13 protein-coding genes and 1 other annotated feature are annotated in these 11,807 nt (G+C 37.8%); all 13 genes read left to right on the top strand.

Annotated elements, in window-relative coordinates:
- Positions 1-73: 73 nt before the first annotated feature.
- The 13 genes from AS180_RS13795 (at position 74) to greA (ending at position 11,683) form a co-directional block, all read left to right on the top strand.
- Positions 74-265 (top strand): hypothetical protein, encoded by a 192-nt coding sequence (locus AS180_RS13795; RefSeq protein WP_025911719.1) that lies wholly within the window; start codon positions 74-76, stop codon positions 263-265.
- Positions 266-287: 22 nt separating this feature from the next.
- A complete protein-coding gene (locus AS180_RS21735; protein ID WP_076512682.1) occupies positions 288-422 on the top strand; it encodes a YrzQ family protein in 135 nt (44 codons plus the stop codon).
- A 127-nt stretch (positions 423-549) separates the two neighbouring features.
- Complete coding sequence (locus AS180_RS13790) at positions 550-1,614, top strand: AI-2E family transporter (RefSeq protein WP_373688727.1); 1,065 nt, start codon at positions 550-552, stop codon at positions 1,612-1,614.
- Positions 1,615-1,665: 51 nt separating this feature from the next.
- Positions 1,666-1,879, top strand: a binding site (T-box leader).
- Between the two features lie 133 nt (positions 1,880-2,012).
- Positions 2,013-4,646, top strand: a complete 2,634-nt coding sequence (alaS, locus tag AS180_RS13785) for an alanine--tRNA ligase (protein ID WP_062686952.1) — start codon at positions 2,013-2,015, stop codon at positions 4,644-4,646.
- 84 nt (positions 4,647-4,730) lie between these two features.
- Positions 4,731-5,000: an IreB family regulatory phosphoprotein gene (locus AS180_RS13780; RefSeq protein ID WP_025911714.1), complete on the top strand. Its 270-nt coding sequence runs from the start codon at positions 4,731-4,733 to the stop codon at positions 4,998-5,000.
- On the top strand, positions 5,001-5,417 hold the full coding sequence (ruvX, locus tag AS180_RS13775) for a Holliday junction resolvase RuvX (protein WP_025911713.1): 417 nt from the start codon (positions 5,001-5,003) through the stop codon (positions 5,415-5,417).
- Positions 5,418-5,532: 115 nt separating this feature from the next.
- On the top strand, positions 5,533-5,826 hold the full coding sequence (locus AS180_RS13770; RefSeq protein WP_256993314.1) for a DUF1292 domain-containing protein: 294 nt from the start codon (positions 5,533-5,535) through the stop codon (positions 5,824-5,826).
- A 168-nt stretch (positions 5,827-5,994) separates the two neighbouring features.
- Positions 5,995-7,113 carry an endolytic transglycosylase MltG gene (gene mltG / locus AS180_RS13765; protein WP_175384203.1) on the top strand — a complete coding sequence of 373 codons (1,119 nt, stop codon included), beginning with the start codon at positions 5,995-5,997 and terminating at the stop codon, positions 7,111-7,113.
- A gap of 335 nt (positions 7,114-7,448) precedes the next feature.
- Positions 7,449-8,099, top strand: a complete 651-nt coding sequence (locus tag AS180_RS13760) for an O-methyltransferase (protein ID WP_025911709.1) — start codon at positions 7,449-7,451, stop codon at positions 8,097-8,099.
- Positions 8,100-8,101: 2 nt separating this feature from the next.
- Positions 8,102-9,031, top strand: coding sequence for a peptidase U32 family protein (locus AS180_RS13755; protein WP_025911708.1), 930 nt, complete (start codon positions 8,102-8,104; stop codon positions 9,029-9,031).
- 56 nt (positions 9,032-9,087) lie between these two features.
- Complete coding sequence (locus AS180_RS13750; RefSeq protein WP_035321382.1) at positions 9,088-10,350, top strand: peptidase U32 family protein; 1,263 nt, start codon at positions 9,088-9,090, stop codon at positions 10,348-10,350.
- A gap of 7 nt (positions 10,351-10,357) precedes the next feature.
- A complete protein-coding gene (udk, locus tag AS180_RS13745) occupies positions 10,358-10,993 on the top strand; it encodes a uridine kinase (protein ID WP_025911705.1) in 636 nt (211 codons plus the stop codon).
- A gap of 213 nt (positions 10,994-11,206) precedes the next feature.
- The gene (gene greA / locus AS180_RS13740) at positions 11,207-11,683 is read left to right on the top strand and encodes a transcription elongation factor GreA (RefSeq protein ID WP_062686950.1); all 477 of its coding nucleotides are present in this window, start codon (positions 11,207-11,209) and stop codon (positions 11,681-11,683) included.
- The last annotated feature ends 124 nt before the right edge of the window (positions 11,684-11,807 follow it).

The raw sequence follows: 11,807 nt of genomic DNA, 5'->3' as shown, positions 1-11,807 counted from the left end.
TGTTTAGGTATGGACATGGTAAAAAGTGGACATAATACGTTTTATAAACGAACGTATAAAAGAGGTGTTCACTTTGTTAAAGTGTCCAAACTGTAAAAGTATTGATGTTGGTAAAATTGGGGTTAATCAATATTATTGCTGGAATTGTTTTATTGAGATGACGATTTCAAAAGGACAAATTAATACCCACCAAGTGGAAGAGGATGGCACGTTAAGCTCATTGGATGATTTGTTTTCAGAGGATGAGCGTACAATGAATTTTTAACTCATTTAGGGGGGGCTTTGCGATGAATCGAATTATTCCGTCAGTAGTTGCTTTTGGTCTAGGGGCATATGCGTTCAAAATGGCAGGTGACCGAGAGATGTTCACAAAGCGCAATATGAAAAAAATGCGCAAGCGTGTTATGAAAGCAATGCACTAAAATCATTGTTGGTCTCTTTACAAAAAAGCTCTTGCTTAGCAAGGGCTTTTTCTCATGGGAAGTTATCTAAAAAAACATCATGAATAAACTCTTTTCTTTGTTGAAAAATAAAGATGAGGAGGAGTTTATTGTGAAAGAGGTACCGATTAAATGGTTTTATCGTTTGGGGATTTTTTTGCTAGCACTGCTTTGTATTTTACTTTTATTTAAAATAAAGTTTGTTTGGCTACCATTTCTTGAGATGTTTTTTAAAGCAATGCTGCCTTTTTTTATTGCTGCCTTTATTACATATTTACTTCATCCAATTGTAGAGAAAACGCATGAAAAAGGTGTTCCACGACCTCTTGCCATTTTACTAATTTATCTCATTTTCTTTGGTGGAATAGGTTATGGTATTTATAAAGGGTTTCCTCTTTTCGTTATTCAGCTAAAAGAATTAAATGAACAGCTGCCTGAGCTTACAGAGATGTATAAGGGATGGGTGCATGAAATTCATGATCGTACCTCAACGCTACCAAACGGAGTTCATGAAAAAATTGAGCAGAGTATCGTTGATTTAGAGCAAACTGTTAACACATGGTTATTGCGAGTGATGGAGGGGGTTAAGTCCATTGTCAATTCATTTTTAATTCTCATTATTATTCCGTTTATTGTGTTTTACTTGCTAAAAGACTTCGGACTCGTTCGAAAAGCTGTCGCATATATTGTGCCAAAGAAATGGCATGAAGAAGGGAAGCATTTTTTACATGATGTAAACTTGTCATTGGGAAGCTACCTTAGAGGACAATTTTTTGTTTGTCTCATCATAGGCGCTATTGCTACGACTGCATTTTGGTTTTTTAACGTACCGTATGCGCTTTTGCTTGGGATAATCATAGGCATTACGAATATTATTCCGTATTTCGGTCCCATTATTGGAGCAGTACCAGCGGCAATTCTCTCCATGACAGTTTCTGTGAAGCTCGTATTAATTGTTGTCGTCATTATCTTTGTACTTCAATTTCTAGAAGGGAATATTCTATCTCCTCTAATCGTAGGGAAAAGCTTGCATATCCACCCTCTTTTTATTATCTTAGCGCTTTTGCTTGGGGGAGAATTTGGAGGGGTGTTTGGGCTAATTATTGCTGTTCCTATTTTAGCTATTGTAAAAATTTCGATTTTACATGTGCGAGGGCATACCTTGAAACATTGACAAAGCAACCCGAATTTGTCATAATATCGCCATAGAAAACGTTACATAGTAAACAATACAATGAAGGAACCAAGTAAGCTGTACACTGGTATATAAGAGAAGCACTTCCAAGGCTGAAAGAGGTGCGATACAAAGAATAGCTGAATGCTAGTCCTGAGTGCAGGAAAACCCTGCCGTTTTAGCAGCGTTAATGCGATGAAGGTGATGAACATTCTAACATGTTCATAATCAGGGTGGTACCGCGAGCTAAACTCTCGTCCCTGCTTTTTGGGATGAGAGTTTTTTTGTGTGCAAATTTCTAAAACTCCCTATTGTATTGTGCGTAATGAAGCAAGCTGCTTTTAGGTCATTATGTTTTTGTCTATAAATAATGAAGAGTTCTAAAGGAGGAACCAATCATGAAAAAGTTAACATCTGCACAAGTGCGTCAAATGTACTTAGATTTCTTTAAAGAAAAAGGTCATGATGTAGAGCCGAGCGCTTCTCTTGTACCTCATGAAGATCCATCTCTTTTATGGATTAACAGTGGTGTTGCGACGCTAAAGAAATACTTTGACGGACGCGTTATTCCACAAAACCCACGTATTTGTAATGCTCAAAAATCAATTCGTACAAATGATATTGAAAACGTTGGTAAAACAGCGCGTCACCATACGTTCTTTGAAATGTTAGGTAACTTTTCAATCGGTGAATATTTTAAAGAAGAAGCAATCGACTGGGCTTGGGAGTTCTTAACGAGCGATAAATGGATTGGCTTTGATCCTGAAAAATTATCTGTCACTATTCACCCAGAAGATGAAGAAGCATTCAAGCTTTGGAACGAAAAAATTGGAGTTCCAAAAGAGCGCATTATTCGTTTAGAAGGTAACTTCTGGGATATTGGTGAAGGGCCAAGTGGACCGAATACAGAGATTTTTTATGACCGTGGTGAAGCTTATGGAAACGACTTAACTGACCCTGAGCTATACCCTGGTGGAGAAAACGAGCGCTATTTAGAAATCTGGAATTTAGTATTTTCTCAATTTAACCATAACCCTGATCATACCTATACACCACTACCAAAGAAGAACATTGATACAGGAATGGGACTAGAGCGTATGGTGTCGGTTATTCAAGATGTACCGACAAACTTTGATACAGACTTATTCATGCCAATTATTGAAGCAACTGAAAACATCTCAGGTGCTAAATACCGCACAGAAGATGAAAAAGACGTTGCATTTAAAGTAATTGCTGACCATATTCGTACGGTGACATTTGCTGTTGGAGACGGAGCTCTTCCATCCAATGAAGGTCGTGGATATGTACTGCGCCGTTTATTACGTCGTGCTGTACGATATGCAAAAAAACTAGGCATCAATCGTCCGTTTATGTACGAGCTAGTATCTGTTGTGGGTGAGATTATGGTTGATTTCTACCCAGAAGTGAAAGACAAAACAGACTTCATTCAGCGCGTTGTGAAAAACGAGGAAGAGCGTTTTCACGAAACGTTAAACGAGGGTCTTGCTATTTTAGCAACAATGATTAAAAAAGCAAAAGACCAAGGCAGTGATACAATTTCTGGTGAAGATGTATTCCGATTATATGATACATATGGCTTCCCAGTTGAGTTAACGGAAGAATATGCAGAAGATGAAAAGATGAAAATAGATCATGACGGATTTGAAAGCGAGATGGAAGGTCAACGTGAGCGTGCAAGAGCAGCTCGCCAAGATTCTAGCTCTATGCAAGTTCAAGGTGGGGTATTAGGCGAGTTAACAGTTGAAAGTGAGTTTGTCGGCTACGATAAAGACGAAGTGGAAACGTTCATTGAAGCTATTATCTTACATGGAGAACTTGTTGATAAAGTAACGGAAGGTCAAGAAGCACAGGTTATTTTAAAGCAAACGCCATTCTATGCTGAGAGCGGTGGACAAATTGCTGACCAAGGTGAAATCTCAAATGCCACATCTGTTGCAGCAGTTAAAGATGTGCAAAAGGCACCGAATGGCCAGCACGTGCACACTGTAGAAGTAAGAAGCGGAGAGCTTGTAAAGGGCGAAACTTACACAGCGACAATTAACGGGAAAAAGCGTGATGCAATCGTGAAAAACCATACGGCAACTCACCTGCTTCACCAAGCATTAAAAGATACGTTAGGAATGCATGTTAACCAAGCTGGTTCATTAGTAACTCCAGATCGCTTACGTTTTGATTTCTCTCATTTTGGACAAATAACAGCGGAAGAAATTGAAAAGATTGAAACGATTGTAAACGAAAAAATTTGGGAAAACATTTCCGTAAATATTGAAAATAAAGCAATTGATGAAGCAAAAGCAATGGGTGCAATGGCGCTGTTTGGTGAGAAGTATGGCGATATCGTTCGCGTTGTTCAGGTTGGAAGCTATAGCTTAGAGCTTTGTGGTGGTTGCCACGTTGCTAATACGTCTGAAATCGGCTTATTTAAGATTGTATCAGAATCAGGAATTGGAGCTGGAACACGCCGTATTGAAGCCGTAACTGGAAAAGCAGCTTATCAGTTGATGAATGACCAAGTAACACTGTTAAAAGAAGCAGCAGCAAAAGCAAAAGCGAACCCTCGAGATCTTGTTAGTCGTGTGGAAGGCTTACTAGAAGAAATTCGCCAACTTCATCGTGAAAATGAGTCATTAGCAACGAAGCTAGGGAATATTGAGGCAGGCAATCTAATCGACCGCGTGAAAGACGTAAACGGTGTGAGCGTCTTAGCAGAAAAAGTAAACGCAACGGATATGAACAACCTTCGTTCAATGGTAGATGACTTAAAGCAAAAGCTTGACTCAGCAGTTATTGTACTAGCTGCACCTCAAGGTGAAAAAGTAAATATCGTTGCAGGAGTGACAAAAGATTTAATTGCAAACGGTCATCATGCAGGTAAGATTGTAAAAGAAGTGGCAACAATTTGTGGCGGTGGCGGCGGTGGTCGTCCAGATATGGCTCAAGCAGGTGGAAAAGATCCGAACCAAATTGAAAATGCATTGAAGATTGTAGAAGAATGGGTTAAATCCGTTTAATTCTCCTCTTTCTTGGTGTACAATAGAAGTAAGACTTAACATGATTCATAATGTGCTCACAAATTAAACGAGTGAGGTGGGAAAATGAGTTCATTTGATAAAACAATGCAATTCAATTTTCAAGATGAGCCAGCTGAAACAAGCGTCCATGAGGTTTTATTTACGGTTTATGAGGCATTGAAAGAAAAAGGATATAACCCGATTAACCAAATCGTTGGATATTTGCTATCAGGAGATCCTGCTTACATTCCTCGTCATAATGATGCGCGAAACACAATTCGCCAATTAGAGAGAGACGAGCTCATTGAAGAACTTGTGAAATCTTATTTACAACAGCATCGAAAGGATTCATAAATGCGCGTATTAGGATTAGATGTTGGCACGAAGACAATTGGCGTAGCTGTAAGCGACGAAATGGGCTGGACAGCCCAAGGGATTGAGACGATTAAAATTGCCGATGAGCAAATGAAGGAGTCTTATCCTCGATTACAGCAATTAATTGATGAGTATTCAGTTGAAAAAGTCATTGTTGGCCTACCAAAAAATATGAATGGCACAATTGGTCCTCGCGGTGAAGCTTGTCTTCAATTTGCAGAGGAACTAAAGAAGGATCTAAACATCGAAACGATGATGTGGGATGAACGCTTATCGACAATGGCTGCAGAGCGTGTTTTACTTTCAGCTGATGTTAGTCGTAAAAAGCGTAAAAAAGTCATTGATAAGATGGCGGCTGTTATGATTCTTCAAGGATACTTAGACAGCAAACAATAAGGTTGATTGTAGCTTAGCTTCTGCACGGTTATCCTCGATAAAAAGAGTCTAATTTGATAAGAAGCTAGGGCTTTCAACTTGCCATAAAATCGCTAGTAAATAGCTGGAAAATGAGGTGTCGAACATGACAGAAGAAGGAAAAATTACAATCGTAGACGAAAGTGGTAACGAGCAATTATGTGAGATTTTATTCACATTTGATTCTGAAGAATATGGTAAATCTTATGTAATTTATTATCCAATTGGTGCAGATGAAAATGACGATGAAGAAATTGAAATTCATGCGTCTGCTTTCACACCAAGCGAAAATGGTGAAGATGGTGAACTTCAACCAATCGAGACAGAAGAAGAATGGGATATGGTTGAGGAAATGGTTAACACATTCCTTGACGAAGAAGAAGGCGAATAAAAAAGTTGGTGGCGAGAGCTACCAACTTTTTTTATGGTTTATTTTTCAAATAATTTACATCTTTACTGTCTATCCTAATGAGGATATGTCTTTTCACTTGCTTTTATAGGCGGTCTTGTATGATAATGACGAAAAATGAGATAAATTGTAGTATAATAGTGCGTGCGTATGAGAGGAGGATGCAACTTGTCGCACCAATCTTTTTTTACACCTAAAAAAAATAAACGAAAAAAAATTATCATTGTGACAATAATTCTTTTAGCTGTACTTATTGGTGGAGGCGTTTTTTATGCTCAATCATTTGTACAACCCGTTGATAAAAACAGTAGTAAAAAAGTAAATATAACGATTCCGCAAGGTTCTTCAGTCCGGTCGATTGGAACGTTGTTAAAAGAAGAAAAGCTAATTAAAAGTGAAAGTGCTTTTCGATACTATATTAAAATGTCTAGCGTATCAGGATTTCAGGCTGGAACATACACTTTTTCTCCTTCCATGAGCTTAAGTGAGATGGTCGATATGATGGAAACAGGAGATGTCTCGAAGAATCCGGATGTTCGCTTAGCAATTCCAGAAGGCCGTCAGCTTGATGAAATTGCTACAATTATTGCAAATCGAACAAACTACACGGAAGAAGAAGTAATGAATACTTTAGATGACCCTGCTTTTATTGAGAAGATGAAGAAGAAATACCCAGATCTTGTGACGGATGAAGTGTTTAATAAGGACATTAAGCATCCTTTAGAAGGGTATTTATATCCTGCTACTTACGATCACTATGATTCAAATGTTTCGCTTGAAGTCATTTTAGATAAAATGATTGGTAAAACGAACGGTGTTTTAGCTCAATATCAAAAGGAAATGAAGAGCAAAAAATATACGGCTCACAAGCTTTTAACGATGGCTTCTTTAATTGAAGAAGAAGCAACGGAACAGGTGGATCGTGAGAAAATCGCAAGCGTGTTTTATAATCGTCTTGAAGAGGATATGCCATTACAGACGGATCCAACGGTGTTATATGCTTTAGGTGAGCATCGTGAGCGAGTCTACTATAAAGATTTAGAAGTAGACTCGCCTTACAATACGTATCGAGAGAAAGGACTTACACCAGGACCGATTGCAAACTCAGGCTTAATGTCTATTAAAGCAGCTTTGGAACCCGCTGATACCAATTACCTCTATTTCTTAGCGAATAAAGATGGAGAAGTCATCTTTACCAAAACACTTGATGAGCATAACCAAGAAAAAGCGACTCATATCACAGGGCCTCGTGAAGAAGATAAGAAATAAAAGCAATAGTAACCGTTAATTAAGCGTTTAAAACCCCCTTTACTTTTAAAGATAAAGGGGGTTTTAGTTATAAAATTGTGTGGATAGCTTTAAAAAATTGATTCGACTTTTTGGCATCTGCTCTACTTTTATGTTAAAATATATCGGGTTTACGTTCAGAAAAAAACCAATTATAATGGACTAGTTGTATATTTTTATTGCGGTATATTTTGTGCGTTAGTACATGTTAGCTAAGGCTTTTTTTTGAGCTTTAGTCACGTTTATTTAGTGAGTCAAACTATATATAACCGCTTTTGACTAACGTCAAACATACTTCTTTGAACGGAGGAAGTGTTTTGCTTTTACAAAATGTTGAACAGTATGTAGAAAACCTTATTCCTAAGCGTACAGAGCTTGTTGAAGAGATGGAGAACTATGCAAAAGAACATGTAGTACCAATTATGGAACTCATCGGAATTGAAGCATTGCTTCAAATTCTTCGCCTTCATCAGCCAGCACATATATTAGAAATTGGGACAGCCATCGGCTATTCTGCTATTCGTATGGCTGAAGCATTACCAAATGCTAAAATCGTTACGGTGGAGCGTAATGAAGATCGGTATAAACAAGCTCAGTTATTCATTAATCGAGCTGAAAAGAAAGAGCAGATTAAAACCTTGTTTGGAGATGCTTTAGAACTTCAAGCAGACATTGAACAAAATGGCCCTTACGATGCCGTATTTATTGATGCTGCCAAAGGGCAATATCAGCGCTTCTTTGAGCATTATGCACCATTAGTAAATAAAAAAGGTATTATCATTTCAGATAATATTTTATTCAAAGGGCACGTAGGAACCGATTTATCGCAGATTGAAACGCGCCGTAAGCGAAGTTTAATTAAAAAAATTGATGCATACAACGTATGGCTAATGAAACATCCAGATTTCCAAACCACCATTTTACCAATTGGGGATGGAATTGCAATTAGTATAAAAAGAGGTGATTGACAATGAAAAAACCTGAACTATTAGTAACACCAACTGCTGTTTCAAATATTAAACCATTAATAGAAGCCGGTGCAAACGCATTTGTAATTGGTGAACAGCGATATGGGTTACGACTTGCAGGAGACTTTAAGCGTGAGGATATCGTAGAGGCAGTTAATATTGCACACGCTCATCATACAAAAGTTTATGTAGCTATGAACGCGCTATTTCATAATGATACAGTAGCAGAATTAGATGAATATATCTTGTTTTTACAAGAAGCAGGCGTAGATGCCATTGTCTTTGGAGACCCAGCAGTATTAATGGCTGCTCGCGCAGTTGCTCCGAAAATGAAGCTTCACTGGAATACAGAGACGACTGCAACCAACTGGTATACATGTAATTACTGGGGACGAAAAGGTGCTAAGCGTGCGGTGTTAGCTCGTGAACTTAGCATGGACAGTATCATTGATATTAAAGAGAATGCAGAAGTAGAAGTGGAAGTACAGGTTCATGGAATGACATGTATGTTTCAATCGAAGCGCTCTTTATTAGGTAACTATTTTGAATATCAAGGTAAAGTAATGGAAGTTGGAAATCGAAAGCTTGAACAAGACATGTTTTTATTTGATAAAGAACGCGATAACAAATATCCAATTTACGAAGATGAGAACGGTACACATATCATGAGTCCAAATGATATTTGTATTATCGACGAGCTTGCAGAAATGATTGATGCACAAGTTGACGTTTTTAAAATTGATGGTGTGCTAAAGAGCGCAGAATACATTATTGAAGTAACGAAGAAGTATCGCAAAGCCATTGATTTATGCGTAGAAAATCGTGAAGAGTATGAAGAGATAAAAGACGAGCTTTTAGAAGAAATTGAAGCAATGCAACCAGCAAATCGTCCTCTTGATACAGGATTCTTCTTTAAAGAAACTGTTTACTAAGTGTCATGAGAATGGAAAGAAAAATCGAAAAAGTAGACAATTAGGAGGTACTAACTATGGCTGTGCAAATTGATACGGTTGTTAATGGGAAACGTGTTATTACGAAAAAGCCCGAGTTGTTAGCTCCAGCAGGCAATCTTGAAAAGTTAAAAGTAGCAGTACATTATGGTGCTGATGCGGTCTTTATCGGTGGAAAAGAGTTCGGTCTTCGCTCAAATGCAGGTAACTTTTCATTAGAAGAAATGGCTGAGGGAGTAGAATTTGCAAAAAAATATGGAGCACGTATTTATGTAACAACAAATATCTTTGCTCATAATGAAAACATGGATGGCTTAGATGAATATTTAATGGGATTACAGACGGCTGGCGTAGCTGGAATCATTGTAGCAGATCCGTTAATTATTGAAACATGCCGCCGAGTTGCCCCAAAGCTAGAAGTACATTTAAGTACTCAGCAGTCGCTTTCAAACTGGCGTGCTGTTCAGTTCTGGAAAGAAGAAGGCTTAGAACGTGTGGTATTGGCGCGTGAAACGAGTGCTGAAGAAATCCGTGAAATGAAAGAAAAAGTAGATATTGAAATTGAAACATTTATTCACGGAGCTATGTGTATTGCTTACTCTGGTCGATGTACGTTGAGTAATCATATGACAGCTCGGGATTCAAACCGCGGTGGCTGCTGTCAGTCATGTCGCTGGGACTATGACTTATTTAAATTAGAAGGCGAATCAACAGAAGTTCCTTTATTCAATGAGTCAGATAGTCCGTTTGCAATGAGCCCAAAAGATTTAAACTTAATTCAATCAATCCCAAAAATGATTGAGCTAGGTATCGACAGCTTAAAAATTGAAGGCCGCATGAAATCAATCCACTATATCGCAACCGTTGTAAGCGTCTATCGCAAAGTCATTGATGCCTATTGTGCAGATCCAGAAAACTTTGTGATTCAAAAAGAGTGGTTAGATGAGCTTGATAAATGTGCTAATCGTGATACTGCTCCTGCTTTCTTTGAAGGTGTGCCAGGAGTAGATGAGCAAATGTTTGGCATTCACGGTAAGAAAACAACATTTGATTTTGCTGGATTAGTGTTAGACTATGATGAGGAAACAAGCATGGTAACACTTCAGCAGCGAAACCATTTTAAGCCTGGAGATGAAGTGGAGTTCTTTGGACCAGGAATCGAAAACTTTACACAAGTAGTCGGCACAATTTGGGATGAAAAAGGCAATGAGCTAGACGCTGCTCGTCATCCGCTACAAATTGTAACGTTTAAGGTAGACAAACCATTGTTTTCTTACAACATGATGCGAAAGGGGATTTAATAAGAAGATGGGGAAAAAGCCCGTTGTAATCGGTATTGCTGGTGGATCTGGCTCTGGAAAAACAACTGTTACAAAAGCAATTTATGAATATTTTAAAGGTCATTCAATTATGCTTCTAGAGCAAGATTATTATTATAAAGATCAAAGTAACCTGCCATTTGAACAACGCTTACAGACGAACTATGATCATCCTTTAGCGTTTGATAATGACCTTTTAATTGAGCACTTGCAGAAATTATTAAATTATGAGAGCATTGAAAAACCTGTATATGATTATACTATTCATACTCGCTCTCAAGAAGTTATTGTAGAAGACCCAAAGGATGTTATTATCTTAGAGGGTATCTTAGTGCTTGAGGACAAGCGTCTGCGTAACTTAATGGATATTAAACTATATGTTGATACCGATGCTGATTTGCGTATTATCCGCAGAATGTTGCGAGATATTAACGAGCGTGAGCGTACGCTAGAATCCGTAGTCGATCAATATATTTCAGTGGTACGTCCAATGCATAATCAGTTTATTGAACCAACTAAGCGATACGCTGATATTATTATCCCAGAAGGCGGTCAAAATCACGTAGCAATTGATTTGATGGTAACGAAAATCCAAACAATTCTTGAACAAAATGCGATTTTATAATAACATAGCATAGATACAGGGATTTTTTTGAAAATAAAATCGTCATATTCTATAAACAAGGTCTTCACATATAGTAGAGAAACGAGCAGCTTCTAATTTGAAGCTGTCATTTCTCTATTCACTGAGATTTTAGAATATGAAACCTTTTAGTACATACAGAAAACACTGTATAAGGCACTAATGTATTTCGATTTTATAAAGGAGTGAAGGGTTATGGCACAAGAAAAAGTGTTTCCAATGACGGAAGAAGGAAAGCTAAAATTAGAACAAGAATTAGAATATCTGAAGACGGTAAAGCGTAAAGAAGTAGTAGAGCGTATTAAGATTGCTCGTAGTTTTGGTGACTTATCAGAGAACTCTGAGTATGATTCAGCAAAGGATGAACAGGCTTTCGTTGAAGGGCGCATTACAACGCTAGAAAACATGATTCGCAATGCGAAAATTATTGAAGAAGATGTAGAGAACTCTTCAATTGTATCTCTAGGTAAATCTGTGACGTTTATTGAACTACCAGACGGAGACGAGGAAACGTATACAATTGTAGGTAGTGCAGAAGCAGATCCATTTGAAGGTAAAATTTCAAATGACTCTCCAATTGCTAAAAGCCTAATAGGCAAACAGGTTGGAGATGAAGTAACAGTTCAAACTCCAGGTGGAGAAATGGCTGTTAAAATCGTTACTGTAAAATAAATGTAAATGAATTAGCTCGTTAGAAAGAAGAGGCTGGGACATAAGTAATTCAGCCAATGATAAACCTGAACGATTGAGAGTTTCTCACTTTTAATCGTTCAGGTTTTTTGTTGATTGTGAAAAC

Source organism: Priestia veravalensis (assembly GCF_001457055.1).
In the GTDB taxonomy this organism is placed as follows: domain Bacteria; phylum Bacillota; class Bacilli; order Bacillales; family Bacillaceae_H; genus Priestia; species Priestia flexa.
Note: the sequence above shows the minus strand (reverse complement) of the source record. Positions and strands in the feature narration are given on the sequence as shown.